The sequence below is a fragment of the Dethiothermospora halolimnae genome (genome assembly GCF_037577855.1).
Taxonomy (GTDB): Bacteria; Bacillota; Clostridia; order Tissierellales; family VENL01; genus Dethiothermospora; species Dethiothermospora halolimnae.
This window is the reverse complement of sequence record NZ_JBAKFX010000013.1, coordinates 52,191-77,342: the sequence shown is the minus strand read 5'-3', so window position 1 is coordinate 77,342 and position 25,152 is coordinate 52,191. Positions and strand designations below refer to the sequence as shown.

25 protein-coding genes are annotated in these 25,152 nt (G+C 28.6%); 6 read left to right on the top strand and 19 right to left on the bottom strand.

Annotated features, from left to right (window positions below):
- Positions 1-244: 244 nt before the first annotated feature.
- The gene (locus V6137_RS07595) at positions 245-730 is read left to right on the top strand and encodes a glutathione peroxidase (RefSeq protein ID WP_425447301.1); all 486 of its coding nucleotides are present in this window, start codon (positions 245-247) and stop codon (positions 728-730) included.
- 80 nt (positions 731-810) lie between these two features.
- Here the strand turns inward: V6137_RS07595 and V6137_RS07590 are convergent, their stop codons facing one another.
- The 3 genes from V6137_RS07590 to V6137_RS07580 all read right to left on the bottom strand — a co-directional run bounded on the left by V6137_RS07590 (position 811) and on the right by V6137_RS07580 (position 2,380).
- Positions 811-1,251, bottom strand: a complete 441-nt coding sequence (locus tag V6137_RS07590) for a hypothetical protein (RefSeq protein WP_425447300.1) — start codon at positions 1,249-1,251, stop codon at positions 811-813.
- 258 nt (positions 1,252-1,509) lie between these two features.
- Positions 1,510-2,238, bottom strand: coding sequence for a PP2C family protein-serine/threonine phosphatase (locus V6137_RS07585; protein WP_425447299.1), 729 nt, complete (start codon positions 2,236-2,238; stop codon positions 1,510-1,512).
- Positions 2,201-2,380 carry a hypothetical protein gene (locus tag V6137_RS07580; protein ID WP_425447298.1) on the bottom strand — a complete coding sequence of 60 codons (180 nt, stop codon included), beginning with the start codon at positions 2,378-2,380 and terminating at the stop codon, positions 2,201-2,203. Before V6137_RS07580 ends, V6137_RS07585 begins: the two co-directional genes overlap by 38 nt.
- A gap of 240 nt (positions 2,381-2,620) precedes the next feature.
- Between V6137_RS07580 and V6137_RS07575 the strand changes: the two genes are divergently transcribed.
- Positions 2,621-4,225: a peptide chain release factor 3 gene (locus tag V6137_RS07575; protein ID WP_425447297.1), complete on the top strand. Its 1,605-nt coding sequence runs from the start codon at positions 2,621-2,623 to the stop codon at positions 4,223-4,225.
- Positions 4,226-4,323: 98 nt separating this feature from the next.
- Here V6137_RS07575 and V6137_RS07570 read toward each other — a convergent pair whose 3' ends face one another.
- The 14 genes from V6137_RS07570 to V6137_RS07505 form a co-directional block, all read right to left on the bottom strand.
- A complete protein-coding gene (locus tag V6137_RS07570) occupies positions 4,324-4,551 on the bottom strand; it encodes a DUF3955 domain-containing protein (protein WP_425447296.1) in 228 nt (75 codons plus the stop codon).
- Between the two features lie 212 nt (positions 4,552-4,763).
- Complete coding sequence (locus V6137_RS07565; RefSeq protein ID WP_425447295.1) at positions 4,764-5,795, bottom strand: glycoside hydrolase family 5 protein; 1,032 nt, start codon at positions 5,793-5,795, stop codon at positions 4,764-4,766.
- Positions 5,796-6,032: 237 nt separating this feature from the next.
- A complete protein-coding gene (locus V6137_RS07560) occupies positions 6,033-7,274 on the bottom strand; it encodes an ABC transporter permease (protein WP_425447294.1) in 1,242 nt (413 codons plus the stop codon).
- Positions 7,274-8,188, bottom strand: coding sequence for an ABC transporter ATP-binding protein (locus V6137_RS07555; protein WP_425447293.1), 915 nt, complete (start codon positions 8,186-8,188; stop codon positions 7,274-7,276). Before V6137_RS07555 ends, V6137_RS07560 begins: the two co-directional genes overlap by 1 nt.
- Before the next feature lie 201 nt (positions 8,189-8,389).
- Positions 8,390-8,575: a hypothetical protein gene (locus V6137_RS07550; protein ID WP_425447292.1), complete on the bottom strand. Its 186-nt coding sequence runs from the start codon at positions 8,573-8,575 to the stop codon at positions 8,390-8,392.
- Between the two features lie 247 nt (positions 8,576-8,822).
- Positions 8,823-9,731 (bottom strand): ribonuclease Z, encoded by a 909-nt coding sequence (locus tag V6137_RS07545; RefSeq protein ID WP_425447291.1) that lies wholly within the window; start codon positions 9,729-9,731, stop codon positions 8,823-8,825.
- Positions 9,732-9,900: 169 nt separating this feature from the next.
- The gene (locus V6137_RS07540) at positions 9,901-10,689 is read right to left on the bottom strand and encodes an HAD family hydrolase (RefSeq protein WP_425447290.1); all 789 of its coding nucleotides are present in this window, start codon (positions 10,687-10,689) and stop codon (positions 9,901-9,903) included.
- A gap of 2 nt (positions 10,690-10,691) precedes the next feature.
- Complete coding sequence (locus tag V6137_RS07535; protein ID WP_425447289.1) at positions 10,692-11,816, bottom strand: cysteine protease StiP family protein; 1,125 nt, start codon at positions 11,814-11,816, stop codon at positions 10,692-10,694.
- 85 nt (positions 11,817-11,901) lie between these two features.
- Positions 11,902-13,242 carry a phosphoribosyltransferase family protein gene (locus V6137_RS07530; protein ID WP_425447288.1) on the bottom strand — a complete coding sequence of 447 codons (1,341 nt, stop codon included), beginning with the start codon at positions 13,240-13,242 and terminating at the stop codon, positions 11,902-11,904.
- 24 nt (positions 13,243-13,266) lie between these two features.
- Positions 13,267-14,454: an HpcH/HpaI aldolase/citrate lyase family protein gene (locus V6137_RS07525; RefSeq protein ID WP_425447287.1), complete on the bottom strand. Its 1,188-nt coding sequence runs from the start codon at positions 14,452-14,454 to the stop codon at positions 13,267-13,269.
- A 169-nt stretch (positions 14,455-14,623) separates the two neighbouring features.
- Entirely contained in the window at positions 14,624-15,235 is a 612-nt protein-coding gene (locus V6137_RS07520) for a TerD family protein (RefSeq protein WP_425447286.1), read from the bottom strand.
- A gap of 38 nt (positions 15,236-15,273) precedes the next feature.
- On the bottom strand, positions 15,274-15,852 hold the full coding sequence (locus tag V6137_RS07515) for a TerD family protein (RefSeq protein WP_425447285.1): 579 nt from the start codon (positions 15,850-15,852) through the stop codon (positions 15,274-15,276).
- A 29-nt stretch (positions 15,853-15,881) separates the two neighbouring features.
- Positions 15,882-16,463, bottom strand: a complete 582-nt coding sequence (locus tag V6137_RS07510; protein ID WP_425447284.1) for a TerD family protein — start codon at positions 16,461-16,463, stop codon at positions 15,882-15,884.
- A 49-nt stretch (positions 16,464-16,512) separates the two neighbouring features.
- Positions 16,513-17,571, bottom strand: a complete 1,059-nt coding sequence (locus V6137_RS07505; protein WP_425447283.1) for a sodium:calcium antiporter — start codon at positions 17,569-17,571, stop codon at positions 16,513-16,515.
- Positions 17,572-17,856: 285 nt separating this feature from the next.
- Here V6137_RS07505 and V6137_RS07500 point away from each other — a divergent pair, with 285 nt between their 5' ends.
- From V6137_RS07500 to V6137_RS07485, 4 genes are all read left to right on the top strand, one after another.
- Positions 17,857-18,027 (top strand): ribbon-helix-helix domain-containing protein, encoded by a 171-nt coding sequence (locus V6137_RS07500; RefSeq protein WP_425447282.1) that lies wholly within the window; start codon positions 17,857-17,859, stop codon positions 18,025-18,027.
- Positions 18,028-18,100: 73 nt separating this feature from the next.
- Complete coding sequence (locus V6137_RS07495; RefSeq protein ID WP_425447281.1) at positions 18,101-20,593, top strand: YceG family protein; 2,493 nt, start codon at positions 18,101-18,103, stop codon at positions 20,591-20,593.
- Positions 20,594-20,617: 24 nt separating this feature from the next.
- The gene (locus tag V6137_RS07490; protein ID WP_425447280.1) at positions 20,618-21,718 is read left to right on the top strand and encodes a toxic anion resistance protein; all 1,101 of its coding nucleotides are present in this window, start codon (positions 20,618-20,620) and stop codon (positions 21,716-21,718) included.
- Between the two features lie 73 nt (positions 21,719-21,791).
- Complete coding sequence (locus V6137_RS07485) at positions 21,792-22,367, top strand: rhomboid family intramembrane serine protease (RefSeq protein WP_425447279.1); 576 nt, start codon at positions 21,792-21,794, stop codon at positions 22,365-22,367.
- Positions 22,368-22,523: 156 nt separating this feature from the next.
- On the opposite strand, the gene V6137_RS07480 is transcribed toward V6137_RS07485, so the two are convergent.
- Both V6137_RS07480 and V6137_RS07475 read right to left on the bottom strand, forming a co-directional pair.
- Positions 22,524-23,249, bottom strand: a complete 726-nt coding sequence (locus tag V6137_RS07480) for a hypothetical protein (RefSeq protein WP_425447278.1) — start codon at positions 23,247-23,249, stop codon at positions 22,524-22,526.
- A gap of 127 nt (positions 23,250-23,376) precedes the next feature.
- Positions 23,377-25,047, bottom strand: coding sequence for an SWIM zinc finger family protein (locus V6137_RS07475; RefSeq protein WP_425447277.1), 1,671 nt, complete (start codon positions 25,045-25,047; stop codon positions 23,377-23,379).
- Positions 25,048-25,152 lie beyond the last annotated feature (105 nt).

Here is a 25,152-nt window from a genome sequence, read left to right as displayed (position 1 = left end):
TCAAATTTCATGTCTGCTCTCCTCGTATTTTATTTGTATATTTTAAAGATTCGACATAAAATCTAAAATTCCTTTTTGAGATTTTTTCCATTTCATTTTAATAATTATTTTTCATGCGATAGCCCTGATGACATCTTATATCTTCTTAATCCATTATTATTTAAGTTTTTCATGATTAGCTTGGTTTATTACAATCTATTGGGTATAAATTAATCATAAAGAAATTTATTACTTCATAGAAAGGATGTTATTTGTGTCAATATATGATATTACAGTAAGAAGAATCGATGGACAAGATATTAAACTTGACAAATACAAAAATAAAGTACTTTTAATAGTTAATACTGCCTCTGAGTGAGGTTTAAAATCCCAATTCGGTGAATTGGAAGAAATCTATAAAAAATATAAAGATCAAGGGTTAGAAATATTAGCTTTCCCTTGCAATCAATTTAAAAATCAAGAACCATTATCTAATGAAGAGATTAAATCAAATTATCCTAAAAACTACAATATAACTTATCCTATATTTGAAAAAATTGATGTTAACGGTGATAATGAGAGTCCTTTATATACTCATTTAAAAGAAAACCAAGGGGGCTTACTTGGATCTAAAAAAATCAAGTGGAATTTTACTAAGTTCTTAGTAGATAGAAATGGCAATGTTGTAGATAGATTTGCCCCAACTACAAAGCCTAAAAATATCGAAAATAAAATAATAGAGCTACTTTAAGATATACTTTATTATAAAAAATAGTTAGTATGGGTTAACCCATACTAACTATTTTTTATTAGCCATATTTCTTATATAATTTAATTATTCTTGTCGTTATATATTCTAGCTATAATTATTATAACAAGAAATAGTGCTAAACAAGATAATAATGTGAAAAATACAGTTGTATTAAAAAATCCAGAAATAATAGTACCCATTCCTAATAGAATTATTGTTCCTACCAATGTAAATTGGGATGTCTTATAAGCTATCAAATGTCCCCTTTCATCATTTTCTTTTATATACATTTTCCTTAAATTCTTTTCATCATTTATAACAGACATAAATTTTGCTATATAGTAAACTAGTATCAATACTCCTCCAATAAAAACACCTATATGAAATCCTTCTACAAATGGTGGTAACTGTGGTAGAATATTGTCATTTGTTGATAGAGCTATATACGTGCTTGAAGTTAATAACAAAATAATACAAAGTACATTTACTCTTCTTTTTAGTGATTTTTTAAATTTTTCCATGACTTATTCCCTCCTAGTTTCATGAAATAAAAAAATTATATCTAGCTTTAATGATTTAAAATCTTATATGTTAAAACTAGTTATGTAGTATATTTATGTATTAAATTCTATCCTTATCTATATTTAAAGTATAGTTTACTTTGCATTTTTTGTCAAGTATACTTTGCAGAAAAAAATCATTTACTTTTTTTAATATAAACTTCTATTGAGTATGCCGATAGGAGCTCTAACCATTTGTTTCACAAACATTATTAACTCTTAAAACTGGAACTTCACCGCTATCATGGTTCTGTCATCTAAATGTTCTTTAGGGCATCTATTATCTATTTTTTCAATTATATTATCACATGTTTTCTCTAAACTTTCTTCTTCTTTAAAAAAGTCAACTAATTCTTCCTCAGATATCCAATCAGTTATTCCATCACAACAAATAAATAGTATATCATCAGTTGACACTTCTATCTGTGATTTAGCTATGCTCGGAATTATCATGGGTAAAAACACTTCAAAGTTTGATCTCATAGGTCCTGGCAAAGTTTCTATTGCTTTTTCTGCTTCTTCTTCATTTAAGACTCCACATTCAATGGCTCTATCATATGTTTTCTTTGGAGAACAAAGCCTAACTATTTCATTTCCCCTTATTAAAAAAGCCGGTGTGTCCCCAACCATACCAGTACTTAAAACTCTTTTATCTAATACACATATAGTCATTGTTCCAAAGGATAACTTTCCGTCTACCTTAGATTTATTAATTAAATTATCATTAGCTTCTTGGAAACAATAGTTTATGTACTCTAATGGTGATAAACCAGAGTTTTTATATCCTAATCTCTCAAGTGGTTTTATGCACAAAGTGCTGGCTTTTACTTTATCGTAGGCGCCAGAAGCCCCATCAGATATAGCAAATACTCTTTTGTCCTCTGATAAAAAAGCTTTATCTCCATTTACTCTAGATGAGCCTACTATAGAACAATAATAACAGTCCATATACTTTCCTCCCTTTTTTCTGTACATAATATAAAATATTAGGATACTTAGGATGTCTTGTCCCCTTTGGTCTATCTATTATTATTTCACAAGAATTTACTAATTCATCCAATGCTAGCCAGAACTCTTTATTATATTTCATTCTTCAATTCCCCTTTCTAAACTATTTTTTCTTATAGTTTATAGTAAATTGTATTATACCATATATATACATATAGTTAAATAAATTTTAGAAATATTCTAAAAATAAACTTTATAGTTTAATTTCTACATTAATTTATAAATAATAATTGACAGTTAAACAATAAAGGTATAAGCTCAAAAGTGCCACACTTTTTTAAATATGAGTAATCATAAATAATATATATAAAGGAAGATAAAAATGACACAAAAGAATTTAAGTTTTATTGACGAAGTTAGAAGAAGAAGAACCTTCGCTATTATATCCCACCCTGATGCTGGTAAAACCACATTAACGGAAAAATTTCTTTTATACGGAGGAGCTATCAGAGAAGCAGGGTCCATTAAATCAAGAAGATCTAATAAACATGCTGTATCAGATTGGATGGAAATTGAAAAACAAAGAGGTATTTCTGTTACCTCCAGTGTGCTTCAGTTTGAATACAATAACTTTTGTATCAATATCCTAGATACTCCCGGTCACCAGGATTTCAGTGAAGATACATATAGAACTCTGATGGCAGCAGATAGTGCTGTTATGGTTATTGACTCAGCCAAGGGTGTTGAGGACCAAACCAAAAAACTTTTTCACGTCTGTAAGATGAGGGGGATCCCTATATTTACATTTATCAATAAGTTGGACCGTGTAGGTAAAGATCCCTTTGAACTATTAGAAGATATTGAAAAGGCATTAGGAATAAAATCTTATCCTATGAACTGGCCAATAGGTGAAGGACAAAACTTTAAAGGTGTTTTCAATCGTAAGAAAAAACAAATTGAAGTCTTCGGTGGTGGAAACCATGGTCAATCTATTGCTAAAACAGTAACAGGAGATATTTCAGATGATAAATTTGGTGACTTATTAGGTCAAGATCTTCATGAACAAATACAAAGTGAAATAGAACTCCTTGATGTGGCAGGGGATGACTTTGACATAGAAGAAATACTAAATGGTAACTTAACTCCTGTATTTTTTGGAAGCGCCCTTACAAACTTTGGTGTTGAACCATTTTTAGAGTCATTTTTAGATATAACCATGCCCCCAAGGCCAAGGAAAAGCAACTTAGGCGAAGTTAATCCTGAATCAAAGGATTTTTCTGGATTTATTTTTAAGATTCAAGCCAACATGAATGCTGCCCATAGGGATAGAATAGCTTTCTTAAGAATTTGTTCTGGAAAGTTTGAAAAGGGGATGGTTGTTAATCATGTACAAAGAGATAAAAAAGTAAGATTATCCCAACCTCAACAATTTTTAGCCCAAGATCGTGTTATTGTAGATAGTGCTTATCCAGGAGATATCATAGGTATCCATGACCCAGGTATATTTAATATCGGCGATACACTTTCCCAGAAAAAATCGAATTTAAAATATGAGGGCATACCCCAATTCGCACCTGAACATTTTGCCAAGGTTTATATGAAAAATACCCTTAAAAGAAAACAATTTTTAAAGGGTATATCTCAATTAGCAGAAGAGGGTGCCATCCAAGTATATAGGAAGCCTAACATTGGTGTTGGAGAATTAATTATCGGTGTAGTTGGTGTTCTTCAGTTTGAAGTATTAGAATATCGTTTAAAAAACGAATATGGTGTTGATATAATTATGGAAAAGTTACCTTATCGATATATTCGTTGGGTAGAAATGGATAACTTTGATCCCAGTACATTCTCTATTACGATGGACACTATGATTGTTGAAAATGAAGAAAAGGAACCTGTATTACTATTCCAAAATGAATGGTCGATTAGAGCCGTAGAAGAACGTAATGAAGATGTAATATTAAGGGAAGTATCATTATTAAAATAGTCGAAAGTTTATACAATATAACTTTCATCAACAAAAAGATGACTATCTACACATATCTTACTGTAGATAGTCATCTTTTTTATTATTATAAAAATTCATTAATTTTCGTTACTATTAGGGATTGATCTTATTTTCACTATAATACCAATAATCAAGCCAACAGCTATAAACAAATATCCTATTGGTATCAAAAAGAACGGCTCTTCTAAAGTTCCATCTAAAGCTACTTCAGATCCTATAATATTATAAGCAATCATACAACCAATTCCTACAATAAATGATATTAATGATAAAATATATTTTTTCATTACAAAACCCACCTCCATAATTCCTATAATAAATCTTAAAACAATTTTATAGCTTTATGTAGCCTCTTTTTTATTTAAAATAGTTTTTTTAGATATCATTTTCTTCAACTAAGATTATAATATATCTAATTCCGATAGTCAATATATTTTTATCGAAAAACAATAACTTTTTGTTCCTTATCAATTTATTAAATGTAATTATCAAAATACTATTCACTATATAACTATCTCTATTTTTTTTCATTGAAAATAGCTTTAAATACAGGTTGCATATTTTCAATCCAGGTATTAGTCTTTCTGTCATAATATTTAGTATCGGAATTAACTGCAAAGGGAATATCAGCCTCTGATAACTTAGAAGTCATATACTTTGCAAATATAGTCTGTTCTTTTATATTATAATCATTTCCATCGTTATAATTACCAGGCATCCAAGCCCCTACCCATGTTGGTATCTTCATTTTGTTTTGCCAATCTAAAGCAATATTTATTTTGTTAGTAATTAATTTTTTCTCTTTATCTGTTCCTGTTGTCCATAGCTTTCTATCATTAGTTCTACTGGGCCCCGATGCATAAAAATGCCATTCTGCCATCAAATAATCATTATGGGCCGTTGGAATCTTAAGCTCCTTTAAATAAGCTGCATCGGAACGCAAACGGGGAGAAATAAATACAATTCTAGTAGGATTTGTCTTCCTAATCTCTTTTACCAGCCTTTCATATATTTCATTTAGTTTCTCTGGTTTCTTGTTTAAAGCATCAGTAGCTTCAATTAATAAATCAAAGGTCAACAAGTGAGACTTATTTTTATATCTACTTGCCACCGTGTCCCACCACTTTATTACTTTTTTAATGTTTTTTTCAGTAGGATCATTTTTAAACTCATTAGCTTGATATGCAATAATTGGGATAATACCAGCTTCAAGACTGTCTTCTATTTGCTTATCCAAGCCCTTTAATAATTTTTCACTGGCCTCATCAGCAATGCGAATCCGTACATGGGATACTCCTTCTTTTTTAAAGTCTTTTACAGTCTTTGAGTCATAATATTTTCTACCTTTATTAGTTTTTGACCAATCTACATCCACTCCCTTTCCTAGAAGCTTTTGATATTCCCAGGGGTCTATGGGAGCATCTATTACACTAGAATTAGAGTCCTTTATTGAATCCTTTTGTGCATTATATTTGAAGCTATTAGAGCATCCTGAAAAGAAAATAAAAATAACAATTAATAATAAAGTATTTTTAATTAACCTCTTCATCTTTTTACCTCCTCCTATTAAAATCTTTTATCAAACAAAATATAATATGAATAAGTCTCTTTCTATGTACTATTTTTATTATTCACCTAATTATATATATCCATCAAGTCTTTGTCTATATATTTTTTTACATTCATTACTATTCATTTCTTTATATATTAAGCTTTATAAAATTCCATTAAAACGCCCCCAAACAAAAGTTTGAGGGTATTTTTTCATTTATTCAATTCATAACTACTATTGGTTTTTCAATAATTTAATAGCATCTTTTAATTTAACTCTATTACCATACATTAATGTTCCCATTCTATAAATCATAGCTCCTAAAATTCCCACTAATACTGTAGATGCTAATAGTATAGCTAGAGATATAATAACTTCTATATTTGAAACACTTCCCATAGATATTCTTACAAACATTGACATAAATGAACTAAATGGTAAAAACGAAGCTACCTTTAGTAAAATTCCTTCTGTATTTTGCATTCCCATAATTGAAACAAAGAATACCACCACAAATAACATTGTTATAGGTGTAGCACTAGAACTTACATCTTCTGTTCTAGAAACTAAGGCTCCCAAAGCTCCATATATGAATAGATAGAAAAGATATCCCAATATTCCAAAGGCTGAAAAACTAAGGAGTACATCCCCTGGTATATTAAAAACAAAGTCTAGCTTATTGTTCCATGCATCACCATTTATATCATATACTACTTTAGCAGTTAATATAATAAGCCCAAATTGTAGAGCCCCTGCTACAGCTCCTCCTAATACCTTACCAAATATCAAGTTTCTGCTTTTAGTACTAGTAATTAAAACTTCCATTGTTCTATTACTTTTTTCACTGGCTACCGATGTGGCTATAAGTTGACCATAAAGTATAATCATAAAGTAAAGTCCAAATACTAAAATATAAGTGTATAAATAATTACTAACACTATTTTTACCCAACACTCTAGTTTGCGACTCTATATTAGGATTAATTAGACCTTTTACCTCTTCATAATCTATCCCTTTTTTTTCAAATTCATTCATTCTATATGCCTTTATCAAAGCATTTTCAAAAACACCTTGATTAGAATCTAACATTTCATTATTTTTTACTACATAATCATATTTTGTTGGTCCTCTTATAATATATCCGGCCTCAAACTCTTCTGAATTCACTTTGTCTTCAAGTTCCTCTATATTACTTACCTCTTTTAATTCTCCTATAGGGAAACTACCTTTAAGGTCCCCCATATTAGTTATACTATTATTTAGATTTATATACCCATAAGCCTTTTCGCTACCTTGAGTATCTCCCCCATCAACAATCTCTTCTTCAGCAGAAGAACTAAAGAATGTGTCCTTTATAGTTGGAATAGAAAGTCCAACTACTAAAGCCAAACATATTAATATCGTAGAAATTATAAATGCTTTCTTTTTTATTAAACCCATAAGTTCAAACTTAAATACAATAAATAAATCTCTCATTATTTATCACCTACCTTTTCAACAAATATATCTTGAAGACTAGGTTTATACGTAGAAAATTCATCGATATCTATACCCTTCTCCATAACCATCTTTAAAAAGTCATTTCTAGAACTATTCCCTACCAATTCTACTATTAGATATTCTTTCTTTTTCTCTATTATCTTTACTATACTGTTTATTTCTCTTTTAATTTTCTCATCTAATTCTTCTAAAGACATATTTAATGGACTTATGGTTAATCTATTCATACCATATTCTTTCTGTATGTTTTTCAAATTTCCTGTTAACACTATATTCCCTTTATCTATTAATGCAATCTCTTCACAAAACTCTTCAACATAACTCATCTGATGACTTGAGAATATGAGTAGTTTATTTTCACCTATTAGCTCATTAATTATATCCTTTAAAATTTGGGAATTCACTGGATCTAACCCACTAAAGGGTTCATCTAATATAACTATATCTGGATTTGTTAAAAAACTTTGGGCTAACTGTACTTTTTGCTGATTGCCTTTAGATAATGTTTCTAACTTTTTATCTTTATGTTCTTCTATCTCTAGTTTTTTCAGCCAATATAGTGCATTTTCTTTACTCTTTTTACTGCTTAGTCCCCTAAGCTGTCCTAGATAAATTAGTTGCTCTAATACTTTCTTCTTAGGATACAATCCCCTTTCCTCTGGTAAATAGCTTATCCTATGTTTTTTAGGCTCAAACTTTTTTCCATCTAAAAGAATTTCTCCTTTATTTCCTTCAAATAAATTCATAATAATTCTTATAGTGGTAGTTTTTCCTGCACCATTTCTTCCCAAAAGCCCTAGGGCTTTACCACTTTCCACTGAAAATGATATACCATGGAGTACTTCTGTGTCAGAAAAACTTTTATGTATCTTTTTTATTTCAAGTTTCATACATTTCCCCCTTTTCTCAAAATTATAATATGCTTTTGGTATATTATATAGTAGTCTCGCTTATTTTACAACGATAATCTCTGTTACTATTTGAAAAATTAAATTATCATTTGCTTTAAATTAGCTTTTTAAATAGATACTGTTTTTTCATAATATTCCTCTAACCTTTATAAATTTATTTCCACTGAACCGTTTTTAACTTTAATCAACCCATTTTCCTTCCACCCCAAGTATCCACTCTTCAATAGACTTAGTTCCATTATATACAGAATATATAAATGGAGCTTTATATTTTGGTATATATTCACAATATCTACCTTCTATATGTTCTTGAATTAAGTTAATAACATTTTCCGGTAATAAGTTTTGTGCGTTTTCATATTTCATATCTTTTTCTCCTATCTACTTTTTTGTTTGTAAATAATGAAAAAAGACCACACAAAATAACATTAAATAGATTTTATTTTAAATAAATTCTTATTTTGTTAATCCTGTGTAGTCTCTACACAGGCTCAAAGTAAGAATGTACTTTTATCATATGCTTCACTTCTATCCCCTCCATATTAAAATAAAAACTTATTATTCTAAATTTTATCAAATTATTAGTAATATATAAAATATAATGAACTGTCCCCTAGTTAAATCTAAGCTCCTTAACCATCAAGTCTTCCCCCACTATAGAGTTTAAAAAGATCCTATTGGCATACTCTATGTGTTTTTCGGGTTCAGACATCGCTGGGCTAAAATGGGTTAGCCATAACTCCGTCACTTTTCCTTTCTTTGCAATTTCAGCGGCTTCTTTATATATCATATGTTTATATTTATTAGCTTGTTCAAAATATTCGTCTTCCCCATACATACCTTCACAAATAAGTAGATCTGAGTTTTGTACAAATTTAGGAATCTTTATATTTGGTCTACAATCTGTACAGTAAGATACCTTAAGCCCCTTTCTTCTCTTTCCTTGTACCATATAGGGTTCATATAACTTTCCATTTTCTTTAACCGTATTTCCCATCTGAAGTTCTGTCCAAAATTTCTTGGGAACTTGATATTTTTTTGCTTTTTTTACATTAAATTTAGGATTTCTTTTTATCTCCATATTGTAAGCTAAACACGGAACATTATGTTCCACAGGCAAGGTATGGAGTTCAATTTCTCCACATTGAATAGTAGAACTTTCCTCATTTGATAACTCAATTAAGTTCAATTCAAAGGGTAATTCCGGTGCAATAACCAATAATCCCTTTATTATTTCCTCTAATCCTTGTGGTCCAATAATAGTAATAGGTTCTTCCCTGCCTGAATTCCCAATAGTCAACAATAAACCTGGTAAGCCTGTAACATGGTCTCCGTGATAATGGGTAAAGCAAATCGTATCAATGGTTTTATATCCCCAACCTAACTCCTTCATGGCAACCTGAGTTCCTTCTCCACAATCAATTAATAATTTTCTACCTTTATACCTGGCAACCATGGCGGTAAGATATCTAGTGGGAAGGGGCATCATACCTCCTGTACCTAATAAACATATATCTAACATCGTTTCACCTACCTTTCCTCCTCTTATTTAGTTTAAGTTTTTCATTTTTTTCTAAGGTAACTTCAATCTATAGGCATTTTTCATTCTAGTATAATTTAATAATTCTTATTATGCTATTTAAAACCCTAAGCTCTTTACCATGCTTTATATTAATATGTCTCACAAATGTCTATATTACCTCTTTAAGTACAATTTCTAATATCTCCTGACTTGCAAATATTCCAGATTTTTTTGTGAATTTGACTATACTTTTATCTACATCGTCTAAATTATTTATATCCCCATGTTTAGGGGATATAAATAATTTAGATATACTTGCCATGTCATAGTCTAATAAAGAATCTCCAGAAGTAATTATATTTTTTACTCCTTCTCTTTCAGCTATATATTTTACTGCTCTGTTTTTAGTCACATATTTAGGAATGAAGTACAATTTCCTGCCATTTAATATCATACTCCAATTATTTTTTTTTAACCATTCTGAAAACCTATGACTAATCCCATTGAGAATGGCATCATTTAATATACAATAAAAAAACAAATTATCAACTTTTCTAACTATATTAATATCTAAACCAGATTTTATTTTATTAAACTCAGATATAACTTCATCTATAGCTAAACATTCATTATTAAGCTTATTATTAATTAATCTATTCCAATCTTCATCTAACTTTCCATCTACAAAAATATTACCACCATTACATACTATATAATATTTAGGCTTAAGTTGTTTTTGAAAAATTTCTATTCTCCTGTATTGTTCTACTGACCTTGTGGTTACAGGAACAAATAGTAATTTATCAGATAATATTTTCAGCATTTCCATTGATGAATTAAGCATATAACTTATTTTTTTATAACCCTTTTTTTCTACCAGTTTTACTTGTTCATTATCTTTATCTATAAATTTCTTTGAATATATCAACGTTCTATCTAAATCGCTGGCAAATAGCATAATTATTTATCCTCCACTGACTTTATTATTCCACAACTCTCATAAGATTTTAAGTCATATTCTACTACTTGTATATTTTTTTCCTTTGCAAGTTGAATTATATGTCCTACATTCTTTGCATTCTTTTTTATTAAGATTTTCCATGGGACTCGTCTTAATAATACTCTTGTTGTTTCTCCTATTCCAGGTTTTATAAAATTAATATCTTTTATATTAAATTCATTTTTTATTTTTTTTATGTCTTCTAACCCCACAAATGTCGGTTCTAAATTACAATTTTCTAAAATTTTAACTTGATTCTTAACATCCTCTACAATCTTATTATAGACTTCACTGATCTTATCAATATAATAGTTAGATAGATCTTCATTTATCAGTTCCTTATAAAACTTAGCTCCATGAAAATCATCTTCTCCTATTATATCATCTCTTAACACTGTTCTACTGACAAGTCCCGACACAGTTGAATTTAAGCATGCACTAGGAATCAAAAAGTCTTTTCTAGTCCCAAAAGTTTTTACTAAAAATCCTGGATCAGCAATTACCGCTAAATCACTATTTAATTTAATGTCCATCTTTTCGTTTAATTCAGAACATGTTTTATTTAATTCTGTATTTATAGCACCTTTCCCAGTCCATCCATCAATAAATTGAATCTCCCTATGGGGGTGCTTTAAAAGAATATATTTAATAGCATTTACATCAATACCCTTCCCACGAATAATAGATATGCTATAGTGGGGAAGATCTAAGTTATATTTAAATTTTATGTATCTCTTTATTAAGATCCCCACTGGTGTTCCGGCTCTTGCAAGGGAGACTAATACTATGTCCTTACCCCTATTTTTAATTATCATCTCAGAAACTACTCCTACGTATATAGCTATATCTTTTTTAAACTCTTCTAATGCTTTATAAAAAAGTTCAATATACCTATCCGATGGCTTATATTCTATGGGCAACATTTCAGAGTAGTGTACACCCGATTGAATAGCTACCTCTCGTTCTTTATTTCCTTTTTCTTTAATAAGTTGAGAAATATCTTTTAAAAGAAATATTACATCGTCTTTCTTATAACTACCTATATGATTTATCTTATAATCAACTTTGTCTATTAAAGACTTCACATATATTCCTCCTTGTATGTTATTTTTAAAGATATTTTTATAAGTCTTTTAACCGTAGTTTTTATGTCATATAAATATTATTAGATTATTTCTCTGAAAGAACAACAATATTTATATTCTTTATTTCAAGAGTTTTAATAGCATCTAATAATGATTTCATTTTTTGTTGGGAAAATTTCCTTTCTAAAAATAAAAATAGTTCATCATAAAAACCTATAGGAACATTATAAAAATAATTCTCAATCTCTTTATCTTCCAAACTATCAAACTTAAATACATTTTTTACTCCATAATCAATCTTATCAAATGGATATATAGGACTCCTTGTTGTTGATTGATACTTTACTCCATCTCCTAAATAACTAGATAAAACCATGGGAATATACATAAACTCTCCCGTTCCCATGCATAATGTATTTTTGCCTTTTCTTATATACTTTTTTAAAAACTCTCCTTTCTCTCTTAATTGTTTATTCAAAATTCTATTACTACTACTATTTATTCCAAATCTACCGCTGAGCTCAAGATAAGGTTTGAAACTTTCAACTTTTTTTACAGATGATTGGAATTTTAAATCTAAATATATAGTCTTAACATCTATGTCTTTAGTATTATTTTTTTTAGCACTACTCTTTATCTCTAAGTTACTTACCCTATCTTGTTCTATTTTAATATTTCCCGACAATAAAGATATAACATTGATTCTGATGTTAAGCTTTTCTTCTACCTTTTTAAATAACAATTTATCCGTGTCTTTTCTCCAATCTAATATGGAAATAATTGTATACTCTTTTCTGGGATATTTTTTTTGTATAGCTTCTATTATATTTAATGTTGTTTTTCCAGTTGTTATTTCATCATCTATAAAGACTATGGGAGAATCAGACTCTATGATATCAAAATCCATTGGATATAAATAGTGTGCGGTTGCATGGGAGTGTTCTTCTTCAAATTTAATTGGGTGTTTATAATCTATAATTTCTTCTCTAGTAGTATGTATATAATATGCATTCCTTTTAAAACAAGAAAATACTAAGTGTCCTAAAGCAGTCGCTGTCTCTGCAAACCCTATAAAAATAGTTTTTTGTGGAAGATCTAACGTATCATTTAAGACCGATGGATAGATCTCATTTATCCCCTGTTCTTTATTAATAACTCTAACAATATCATTAGTTGATTGAACTTTTATGCCCGATACTTTTTTCATGTACTCATTTCCAAGAAGTTTTCCTACCAGTATTGATAGTTTAGGATCAACTGGTATATGCTTACCTAAAACCTTACTAACAAAAAGAAAACTTCTCTTTTTATTTTTTCTAGCCGCCATTAAAAATAATTCTTCCGGTAATAAATTAAATGTGTTTTTGCTAGTATTTAATTCTATCTTAAGATTATCTAATATATTATACCTAATTTGATTTTTCACTTAAATTACTCCTTTCTTTTATATTTAACTTTCCACAGCTAACTTCATTAAGCTTATAAAGTCCTGATTATTATTATATACACCATATATCTTAGCTCGCTGTAATATTTTTTTTGCCCAATTAGTATGAGGTTTTACTTCATTCATTTTATTAGAATAAACACTTTTAAATACCCCGATACCACCATCGTTATTTTGTAAAATATTTAAAGCATCGATGTATTCTTCATGGGTTACTGCATATAAGGCTTGTACTGGTATAACATGACTTGGATGTATAATAGTTTTTCCAATTAGTCCATTTACTCTATCTAACAATACTTCTTGTATTAACCCATCTATATATTTATCTACTAGTTTAGCTCTAATCTTAATACCACTTTTTCCATAGGTTTCTTTAAATGGAGTTAATCTCAATTTGGGCTTTAGAACTCTATCTCCACTGGAAAAATACTCCCATACTGGCCCAGAGATAACATAATTATTTTTCCCCCTTCCAAACCTATTAATGATATCTGTTATGCAGTCTCTAATCACATGAATATCATAGACTGTTAAATCATATCCCCTACGAATTCCAAATATTCCCGAAAAATCAGTAGCGCCTACTCGAATATTTAAGATAAGATCCCTATATTCGTTTAAAATTCCACTTATTTTATCAATAGATTCTTTCCTAGTTTCATTATTAATTATATCTTCCGTCTCTAATATGGGCATCCCATAAAATTTTTTATTCAATTCTTTATTCAAAATTTTTAGTTTTTTTAAATACTCTATTCCATTACAATATGTGAATTTGGGAAAGACAAAACCTGTTATTAACCTTAGAGAATCACCACAATTTTTTCTCATATTAAGTATCTGATCTGGGTTTCTTACCCTTATAAATATCAATGATAAATTTTCATAATTTATTATATTATCTTTAATAGCTACATTTATTTTGTTTAAATGTTCTGCCAATTTCTTTTCAGCCTCATCCACCTCTTTATCTCCAATAGCATCTTCTAAACACATAACTATTGATTTTGCTTTAATTTTACCAGAAATAATATATTCCCCGATATTTGATCTAGTTGCTGGTATATAAAGAGTTGCCCCTAGTGAATATTGTAAAAGCTCTTTTTCTGAGTCTCTACTAAATAGTTCTGGTTGACATTTAAATATTTTTTCCATATCTTTATTGCTTAAAAAATCAAAGTACCTCAAACTATAGCCCCCTCTAAATTATGAAGTCATATCTATTTTTATAATCCCAGATAAAAATAGATATAATAATATTTTAATTATTTTTAAATAAAATAATAGTCGCTAAATTTAGCGACTATTATTTGTAACAAATATAAAAGATTAGTTGCCGTTTTCCATATAATAAAATCTATTTATATCTTGTTGCCATAGTATCTAATGAAGTATCTCTAGTCCCTTCTCCTAATGCTCCAAATTTCCATTCACTACCATTTCTATATATCTCTCCAACTATTAATCCAGTTTTATCAGTATATTGTTCTGTTAAATTAAATCTTACCATTTCTTGTTTATTACTCATATTTATTATTCTTATATAAGCATTCTCCACCATTCCGAAATGTTGCTTTTTACTTACACAGTTATAAATGTTAACAACAAAAACTAATTTGTTGATATTTGATGGGACTTTATTTAAGTCAACGATGATTGTCTCATCATCCCCTTCTCCCTCACCTGTTAAATTATCACCTGTATGATGAACACTTCCACATCGACTTGTTTTATGTCCATAATATATTAATCCATCTTTTCCTGAAGTCATTTTTTCATTGTCTTCTAACATGAATACTGATGCATCACAATCCATATCAGGCGCAGTAGCACTTCTTAATGCTCCGAAAAAACCTTTCTTCTTAGATTTCTTAATAGGATCCCAGCCAAGTCCAACTTGAATTTGTGACAATCCTTCATTATCCTTAGTTAAACTAATTCTTTGACCCTTTTTCAAGTTAATAGCCATTAATATTACCTCCCAATTATAATTTAGTCAACAGGAGTCTATACCTGTAATCCGTAGTTCTTACAAAGTGCTTCTAATCCACCCTCAAATCCACTTCCTACTGCACTAAACTTCCATTCATTATTATGACGATATAATTCACAAAATATTAATGCTGTCTCAACTGAGAAGTCTTCCGTTAAATCATAACGCAGTATTTCATTGTCATTTTCCTTATTTACAACCCTTACAAATGCATTTGTCACTTGACCAAAGTTTTGACCTCTAGCTATAGCATCATGGATAGTTACCGTAATTGCTATTTTATCAATATTTGAAGGAACTTTCGAGAAATCTATGATGATAGCTTCATCATCACCATCTCCTTCTCCAGTTCTATTATCTCCAGTATGTACAACCGATTTACTAGGATGTTCTAGATTATTATAAAAAATAAAATCTAAATCATTATTAACTTTCCCATTATCTCCTACCATAAAAACTGAAGCATCTAAATCAAAGTCAGCTCCACCATCATACTTATTAGTATCCCATCCAAGTCCCACTATAACTTCTTTCAATCCCGGATTACTCTTAGTTAAATCAATTTTTTGACCCTTAGTTAAGTTAATAGCCATATTAATCTTCTCCCTTCTATAATCAATATTTAACCAACATTAATTCCAAAGTTATCACAAAGTGCTCCAAGACCTCCCTCGAATCCACTTCCGATAGCAGCAAACTTCCATTCATTATTATGCCTATAAAGCTCTCCAACTACTATAGCCGTTTCTATACTATAGTCTTCGCTTAAATCATATCTTATTAGCTCTTCATTCGTATCTTCGTTAAATACTCTAATGAAAGCATTGGAAACTTGACCGAAATTTTGTCCTCTTTCAACAGCTTCATGAATTGTTACTGTGAATGCTATTTTTTCTATATTAGAAGGTACCTTACTTAAATCTACTTGTATTTGTTCATCATCCCCCTCACCTTCTCCACTTCTATTATCTCCTAGGTGAGACACTGAGCCTGATGTATGATTCAGATTTCCATAGAAAATAAAGTCTCCATCACTTAAAGTTTTACCATTACTTCCAATTAAAAATGCTGACGTATCTAAATCAAAATCATTCCCACCATCATATTTATTAGTGTCCCATCCAAGTCCCACTATAACTTTAGAAAGACCAGGGTTACTTTTCGTCAAGTCTACTTTCTGACCCTTAGCTAAACTTACTGTCATATTTATCTCTCCTCTCTTTTATTAATCTATTACTACAACCCTTAATTATTTAACCAATAATATTAAAAGCTGTAGCAATTACATATGCTAAGAACAATAAATACACAAATCCCATAATTAATGAATCCCTTTTAGACACTCCATTTTTCTTTAACAGTAAAAAGGCTGTTGTTATCATGGAAAGTACAAGAAAAGCTAATACTCCAACATTTTCACCAAAGCTAACTGGAATAGCTCTCCCAGCAATAATCATAGGTAATCCTAAACAAATACATATATCAAAAATATTTGAGCCCACTGCATTTGAAACAGCACCTTCTGCATCTCCCATTCTTGAAGATTTTACTGATAAAAGGGTATCAGGTATTGAAGTTGCTGCGGCTATAATAATCACAGAGACTATATACTGAGGAATCTTCAGTGTATCAGAAACAACTATAGCAGACTGAATTATAGCATCAATACTAACCCAAATAAATCCAATGCATATGGCAATCCATAAAACTATTGAGCCATATCCCATATCTATATCTATATCTTCCTCTTCTTCTTCTTCTAAAACATCTTTCATTTCATTATATTCTGATGCTATTTCAATATCAGTTATACTTTTGCGATATTTTTTGGTTTGTCTATATAAAACCACAGTATAACATACATACACAAATAGTAATATTAATCCTGTAAATGCTGTATACTCACCTAAGTATGTAAATAAAATTAATATACCTATAGCTAGCATATAGAAAATCATGTCTCTATATACAACCTTCTTATCTACTTTTACTATTAAATTTTTTCCTTTAAAGGCAATAATACTAAGCATAGGGATTAACAAAACATTAAAAATTCCAGAACCAGCTATGGTAGGTACTCCTACATCTGCAAATCTTTTGTAAAGTAATACAGCTATCATAGCTGTAGCAAACTCTGGAAAAGATGAACTAACTGCATCAAATGTAGCCCCTCTAACTGATGTTGGAATCTCTAGTTTAATTCCTAATACATGTAGTACATCTCCTAACTTGTCTGCTGCCTTACTTACTATCCATGACATAGCTATAATCATAAAAATTGCAAGCCAAATATTATTTATCCACTCAAACATCATGACCCCTCCATTTTGTGATAATTTCTTTTTGTATAGATTTTGTTCATCGAAATAATTTCAAATGCAATTAATATATATTATTAGCAACACTCTCTTTCTAAATAGATAAGCTAGCATAAACTTAAATAACTTGCAACAACATGAAACAAGTGATATGATTATAGCGAATACTATCTTAGAGAATTGCTCATTGCAATATAATTCTATCACAGTGCTATACAAATTGCAATAATGTGGTTTAAGTGGTATTTTGAGCTTATAGATTGTGAAGGAGGCTAGATAGTGAATACATCTCAGCAAAATCTTAAAACTAGAAAAAGGATAACTACAACATTAAGATTGGACTTAGTAGATAAATTAAATGAACTTGCAAAATTAACTAAAATAAATAAATCTAAACTTCACGACGAAGCTATTGAAGATTTATTAATTAAGTATGGCTCTTCAAAATAAGTAATATATTAAACCTTGATATTATATTTAGAGTTTATATTAATCTTAGAAATAGAAGAAAGGAGGAGCTTTGGTGCTAGATATAAGAAAAATGATTAAAGTAGCTTTGTTAAATTCTAGCAAGCCATTAGATGATATATTTATACCAATTAATAAAAGAGCTGGATATAAAGTTGCACAATCTCCAGTTATCCCTACCTATTATTATAAATATATTGGAATTAACGAAAATGAGACTGTCTATTATAATGAACTTAAAGAATTAGACAAAAAACTTATGGACTTACAAAGTTTATATTTAAAGTTTGTAGACGGTATTCCATTAAATGATTATAAAGATATTTCTTTAAAAACAGAGGCTATTTGGAAAAGATATAATCCTGTTTTACCCAGCAATAAAAATCATTTATTTAAGGAATTGAAAAAAATTAATGTATATCCGAAGTTAAACAATAATTTATATGCTACATCTGTGCGAGAAAGTTTTATTGACTTATTAATGTTATATTTTAATAATGAAAATAGTATCAATATATCTAAAGTAAAAAACTTTTGTTTGAAAATTTTTTCTTGGATAAATGAATATATTCCTAAAATATTTGGTAATTTAAAAGGAAGTTCCGTAGAAAGTACTATAAATCCAAAGGTTGTATTTTATGGGAACATAAAGAAGCACGAGATATATTTCTTAACTTATTTATATTATCTAGGGGTAGATGTTTTATACATAAATCCATGCTTTAATAATGGTTTCGAAAAAAAAGGTCAATTATATGAAATACCTAATGTCTTTAAATTAAAAAAAGAGGGTCAACTAAAAAAATTTCCTTCCTACAAAAAAAACAGTAGTAATTCTGTATCTATCAATACAGACATTAAAGAAAACACTTTTAAATCACAAAATAGCAACTTAGATATTGATAATAAAGACTCTATTTTTACATCACCTAAAAAATCAAATAATCCCTTTGAAGATATTTTTACACCATTAAATCATAGAGCTGGATATATAAGTGGTTCTACTCCATTTGTACCTATTTATTTTTATAGATATATTGGTACTGATAAAAAGGAAGATGAGTATAGGCATATGTTATTTAACTTAGATAAAAAACTCTCTTCTTTAAACAATCTTTATATAAAATTTACAGATAGCATACCATTAAATCATGACCCCGAGTTAGTCAGAAGAACGAAAGGTATTTGGGATAAATTTAAAAGCATAAATAATTCAACCCCAGATATGATTATAAAAAAATTTATAGAAACTAAATCATTTCCCGATTTAAAGAATGAATTATTGAATAATACATTAATTAAAAATTTTAAATTAGTTTTAGATTTATACTTAAGTAAATCAAAAAATACAAATATAAACAAATTAAAAAATTTTTGTCTTAAGTTACTTATATGGTCCAACGTATATACTAGAAAACTTTTATTGGGTATTAATTATGAAGATACAAATACTCCAATAAAAAATCCAAAAATACTTTACTATGGAGATATTAAAAAACACGAAGTTTATTTTCTGATTCTTTTGTCAAAACTGGGAGCTGATGTGTTATATTTAAACCCTTATTCAGACACAACTTTTGATAAAATAGACAAAGAAGAGCTCCATTCTAAGGCATTACATTTTAAAAATAAAATAAATATAAAAGAATTTCCTAAAGAGGACGTCACCATAAGGGTAGAAACAAATGCTTTTAGGGCATCACAAGAAATTTCTAGAATAATTCATAATGACCAAGATGGTTTATATCAACACTGGCAATTTGAATCTTATAAAACTTCACATGTTACATTAAAATCCACATATGATGAATTAAAGTTGCTTTGGAATGAGGAATCCAGAATGAGAACTGGCTTTAAAGTAGAAGGCGATACTGTTTATATACCTAATTTATTTGCAAAGATAAGTGGAACCTATAATGATTTAAATTTATATTGGGATGAAATAAAACAATTTAAATCAGTTGAACAAGTATTATTTCTTGACAAAGTTCCATTTACAAAATCTTCATTTAAAACATCAGATATGTATACGTCTAGTTCTCTAATAAATGAAAATGGACTAAATAAAAAGAGATTATTAGAACATCAATCTTATAAATATTCTTACTTAAAAACGGCTTTACAAGATACTATTATAGATAAAATAAATAGATTAATATCCTCTGATATGTTAAAAGTGAATATGAATAAAGAATTTAAAATTAAAGTAATTATGACACTTCTATCTCTGGATAAGAGCATACTAAAATTAATACAACGCTTTGATTACCCATTTAAAGTACCTAAGATAATAATTTATGATAATAATGAAAGTATGTTTAGTGATGAAGATTCAATAGTTTTAGCATTTTTAAACTTAATAGGATTTGACATACTGGTACTAACACCAACAGGATACAATAATATCGAAGACAAAATATTTAATAAGTATTATGATACTCATAAACTAGAAGAAGTTAGGTTTGATCTAGAATTACCAGATTTTAATTTTCTAAATACAAACAAAGCTAAATCTTTTTTAGCAAATCTACTTGGTAGAAACAAATAATATCAAAGTCTAGGAGGAATTAAAATGGATAACCAACTAACAAGCCAAATAAGTGAACCAAATGCAGTTAATTTAGACAAGGAAACTAATGAAATAGCATCAAAGGTGCAAAACTCACCTGAAGTCATAGCTTTATCTAAACAACTAGATATTAAAGATGCTCAAGCAGTTCTTAAATTCGGTCAGGACACTTCACAAGAAATATCAAAATTTGCAGATAGAATACTACACTCTTTAGAAACTACAAATGTTGAAGATTCAGGAAATCTTCTTCAGCAATTAAATAAAATCATGGATAAATTTGAAATAAAAGATTTTAAAGAAGAAAAAACTGGGCTATTACAAAAAATATTTAAGAAAGCAAAAAAATCTATGGAAGACTTATTTAAAAAGTATCATACAATGGGTTCAGAAATAGATAAAGTTTATGTTGAATTAAGTAATTACGAATCAGAAATTAACACTTCAAATGTTATGCTAGAAGAAATGTTTAACAAAAATATGGAATACTATGAGACAATAGAAAAATATATTCAAGCTGGAAATTTAGTTATTGAGAGGGTTAAAAATGAAGTTATACCAGATTTACAATTGAAAGCTAATCAATCTCCTAATCAACTTAATCAAATGAATTTGTCAAATGGCATGAAAGCATTAGAAATGATGGAACAAAGAGTCTATGATTTAGAACTAGCTAAAACTGTATCTCTACAAACAATGCCACAGATCAAATTAATTCAACAAGGTAACTACAATTTAGTCCGAAAAATTAACTCAGCATTTATTATTACTATTCCAATATTTAAAAATGCAATGATTCAAGCAATAACTTTGAAAAGACAAGCGATTCAAGCTAATGCTATGAAAGCACTAGATGATAAAACAAACGAATTGTTATTGAAAAATTCCCAAAATATTGCTACTCAATCTAAACTTACAGCAGAATTAGCCTCTGGAAGTTCTATTAAGATTGAAACCCTTGAAAAAACATGGCAAACTATAGTACAGGGAATTGATGAAACTAGAAAGATCCAACAAGAAGCTAAACAAAAAAGAATTACAGGAACTAAAAGAATGCAAGAACTCCAAAATGACTATAAAAATAAGCTAGGCTCTGGCAACTAAAATCTTGATAATAATAACTAACTATATAGTCAGGAGGTAAATTAACTATAAATATGGGTAGTTAATAATAGATATGAAAATTAAATTAAATAAAATCAAATTTAATTCACCTATAATTCTCACTTTTACATTATTAAGCTTTATTGTCTTGATAATTAGCCAATTAACTGATGGAGAGTTTGTAATAAAATATTTTAGTAATTATAAAAGTTCTCTAACGTCTCCATTAACATACTTTAGAACTGTGTCCCATGTATTGGGTCATGCAAATTTTCAACACTGGTTCTATAATATTAGTTTACTATTAGTCATAGGTTCAATGCTCGAGGAAAAATACGGATCATTTATAATTGCAGAAGCAATATTAATCACAGCACTTGTGACTGGCATATTTAATATGTTATTTTCATCTACAGCCCTTTTAGGTGCTTCAGGGGTGGTCTTTATGATGATTGTCTTAAGCTCTATATCTGGTATAAAAGATGACGGTGAGGTTCCTTTGTCCTTTATTCTCGTTTTAATAATGTATATTGGTCGAGAAGTTTATAACGGAATAGTCAACGAAGATAATATCTCACAACTGACCCATATAATTGGAGGTCTGTCAGGAGCTGTACTTGGATTTGTTTATAATATTAAAAATAACTAAAGAATAATATTTCAGATAAATTATTTTGAATCTATACTAATGAATCTTTATAAGTAACTATACTAAATAAAAAGACTATGGAGGAAATTGTAATATTTTTCTCCATAGTCTTTTAAATTTTTTAGTTCCTTAAGATTTCTATTAAGTAGATCTAAACTAAGGCCTTTCCTCCAACTTAATAATTTTTCCATTGAAGTAGGTCATTTTAATATGCTCTATAGTTCCATCCTTATCCTCTGACTTCTTTTGGATAATAGATAAACTAATTGGTTTATTTCTTATAGAGTCATTCCACCTAATTATTTTATAATCATCTTCTATAGGATAGTCTATGCTTTCTACATACTCTATAGCTGTACTTTCTACTTTATCATATTTTTTTAAACTATCTATATAATTTAAAGGTTCTATTATAACAATTGCCATAACTATTATCCCTGAAATAATTAATTTTTTCTTATTCTTACAGTTATCTATTATTTTACCCCCTAAAATAAAGCCAGCAACTATTATAAAAAGGTTTTTATCTGACTTTGATAGCATATAAGATGTTATATAATTAATAATAAAATAACAAGTTAACACTACAATTGCAAAGGTCACATAATTATACTTTTTTTCACCCCATACTCTATTAAATAATTCCAATAAAATTAAACATATATAAACTCCACTTATTACAATTATAGCTCCTTTTAATGTATCTGTTTTCATATAAAAATAATATCCACAAGCTGCAAATATGGGGATATAAACTCCTATAACTCCAATTAACATATATATTTTACTTCTTTCTTTTAACTTTTTTGTCTTTTCAAGAAAACCTATTATTATGATGCTTATTAAACTTATTGAAAAGCCTATTACTACTGGTAACAACATATGCTATCTCCCCCGTATCAACCTCTTAATTTTCTTTAAAGACTAATATAACACACAAAATTATATCTGTTAGTAAGTATAATCTTTTTCCCTACTATTAACTTTTATCTATTTATATTTTTTATAATTAAATTTTACCAAGTTCATCTAAAAATGCAGGTCTTCTTTTATAAAGTTTCCTTAATTTTTCTATAATTTTATTAGCTTTTTTATCCCCTGCTATTTTTCTATATCTTTTAATTTTTCTACAAACTTCTTGATATCTTTTCCTATTATTAGACAAATCTGCAGCGGACATTATCATATTATTATAAATATTTACTACCTCATCCTCATACTGATCTATCAACATATCAGAATAATTTTCTATAGCCATTGGATTTTGTCTAACGTACTCCATTATTTCCTCCAAGTCTTTTTCATCAACTATAAGCTTAAGATAAATATCTCTTCTATGCCATCCATTAGAACTTTTCAGTTCTTGTTTTAGAGCATTATAAAGCTCTTCTTCATTACCCTTATGTAACTCCTTTAATTCCTTATAATACTCATATTCTCCACTAAAAAATAATTCCTTCGCCAATTTTTCCTGTTCTTGTTTCAGTAGAAGTTTTTTGTAAGCTACATATCTTAGTTCCTTCCATTTTGAGACTAGGCCTCTAAAGTGTTTATCATTTTTTTCTCCATCCAATGCTAACTCTATAACCTTATTATAATTTTCTTTTTCCATATATTTTTCTATTAATAGTTCTCTAAATGAAGAAAATTTAAGATTATCTTTTATAAATCTTTCTGCTTCATTTTGCTCTCCATATTGTTGTATTATATTGTATAGTATCATAAGCATTCTTTCACTGCTATATTTTTTATATTGATCATCATTATTTTTATCAACCCAAGATTTTATTTTGTTTAACAATCTATCCCTAAATGGTTTAACATCTGCAAACTCAGCACATATTGCTATTATATCTATACGGTAATCTTCCCAACCTTCAAAAACCCTATTATCTACCTGAGTCAATAATTTTTCAAACATTTTTTCCCTTATACTTCTATCTAAACTTTTAGATTTCATTATAACTTCTTCCATACTGTCTATTATTTCAATTATTAAGGAACCTATCACTCCACCGGAATCATCTGCATATTGAAAAGATTCTATTAGCTCTTCCAGTAATAAAAATCCAATCTCTAAAGCTGATATCTTATCTTTCGTATCTTTCATTTTCTCTAATAAAATTTCCATATCGTTTATAAATCCATAAGTTTCTCTATATAGAATATAACCTTCCCTAGTCATATATTTTCTTATTATGGATTCCATCAATTTCTTGCATCTTTCTATTCCGTCTTCACCTTCATCCTTTGAGTATTTAAAGATAATTTTATTCTTTAAAGTACTATCTTCTTTTGTAATATCTATTATAATGTTTACTAATTCATCTTTAGAAAGGCTATTTAGGATTTCCTCTATTTTTGGTCGCTTTACTATATCGTTTGTAATTTTTTCACTGAGATTTTTACTATTAAAAATCTCAAATAGCTGAAAATAAGTTGCTACTTCATGCTTACATACAGGCCCAAAGTTATAGGGACAATTGCAATATGAGTAAACAATATCCCCTTTGTCATCTAATTTTACAGTTACTTCATAATCTTCTCTTCCTTCAATTATAAAAGTATACTCATCTTCCCCTTGTTCATATATTTCTATTATATTTCCATTATCATAGTAATCATATCCTCTGTTTAGAATTTTAGAGTCAATATGTTGTTCAAAATCTTTTATATTCATTTTTTATCCCTCGCTATTTTATTTTTATTAATATAATCACGTATTTATCTTCTTAAATCATATATAGTGATATATTATAAAAGCACATCTCATGTTAAGATTCAG

Excerpts from the sequence above, each read along its gene's own strand:
- V6137_RS07480 (WP_425447278.1), bottom strand. The coding sequence starts at position 23,249 with ATGTTGTTACCAGTAGTAATAGGCTTTTCAATAAGTTTAATAAGCATC.
- V6137_RS07505 (WP_425447283.1), bottom strand. The coding sequence starts at position 17,571 with ATGTTTGAGTGGATAAATAATATTTGGCTTGCAATTTTTATGATTATA.
- V6137_RS07545 (WP_425447291.1), bottom strand. The coding sequence starts at position 9,731 with ATGTTAGATATATGTTTATTAGGTACAGGAGGTATGATGCCCCTTCCC.
- V6137_RS07485 (WP_425447279.1), top strand. The coding sequence starts at position 21,792 with ATGAAAATTAAATTAAATAAAATCAAATTTAATTCACCTATAATTCTC.
- V6137_RS07580 (WP_425447298.1), bottom strand. The coding sequence starts at position 2,380 with ATGAAATATAATAAAGAGTTCTGGCTAGCATTGGATGAATTAGTAAAT.
- V6137_RS07520 (WP_425447286.1), bottom strand. The coding sequence starts at position 15,235 with ATGGCTATTAACTTGAAAAAGGGTCAAAGAATTAGTTTAACTAAGGAT.
- V6137_RS07550 (WP_425447292.1), bottom strand. The coding sequence starts at position 8,575 with ATGAAATATGAAAACGCACAAAACTTATTACCGGAAAATGTTATTAAC.
- V6137_RS07560 (WP_425447294.1), bottom strand. The coding sequence starts at position 7,274 with ATGAGAGATTTATTTATTGTATTTAAGTTTGAACTTATGGGTTTAATA.
- V6137_RS07510 (WP_425447284.1), bottom strand. The coding sequence starts at position 16,463 with ATGACAGTAAGTTTAGCTAAGGGTCAGAAAGTAGACTTGACGAAAAGT.
- V6137_RS07565 (WP_425447295.1), bottom strand. The coding sequence starts at position 5,795 with ATGAAGAGGTTAATTAAAAATACTTTATTATTAATTGTTATTTTTATT.
- V6137_RS07590 (WP_425447300.1), bottom strand. The coding sequence starts at position 1,251 with ATGGAAAAATTTAAAAAATCACTAAAAAGAAGAGTAAATGTACTTTGT.
- V6137_RS07490 (WP_425447280.1), top strand. The coding sequence starts at position 20,618 with ATGGATAACCAACTAACAAGCCAAATAAGTGAACCAAATGCAGTTAAT.
- V6137_RS07540 (WP_425447290.1), bottom strand. The coding sequence starts at position 10,689 with ATGCTATTTGCCAGCGATTTAGATAGAACGTTGATATATTCAAAGAAA.
- V6137_RS07555 (WP_425447293.1), bottom strand. The coding sequence starts at position 8,188 with ATGAAACTTGAAATAAAAAAGATACATAAAAGTTTTTCTGACACAGAA.
- V6137_RS07475 (WP_425447277.1), bottom strand. The coding sequence starts at position 25,047 with ATGAATATAAAAGATTTTGAACAACATATTGACTCTAAAATTCTAAAC.
- V6137_RS07585 (WP_425447299.1), bottom strand. The coding sequence starts at position 2,238 with ATGGACTGTTATTATTGTTCTATAGTAGGCTCATCTAGAGTAAATGGA.
- V6137_RS07575 (WP_425447297.1), top strand. The coding sequence starts at position 2,621 with ATGACACAAAAGAATTTAAGTTTTATTGACGAAGTTAGAAGAAGAAGA.
- V6137_RS07570 (WP_425447296.1), bottom strand. The coding sequence starts at position 4,551 with ATGGAGGTGGGTTTTGTAATGAAAAAATATATTTTATCATTAATATCA.
- V6137_RS07515 (WP_425447285.1), bottom strand. The coding sequence starts at position 15,852 with ATGGCTATTAACTTAACTAAGGGTCAAAAAATTGATTTAACTAAGAGT.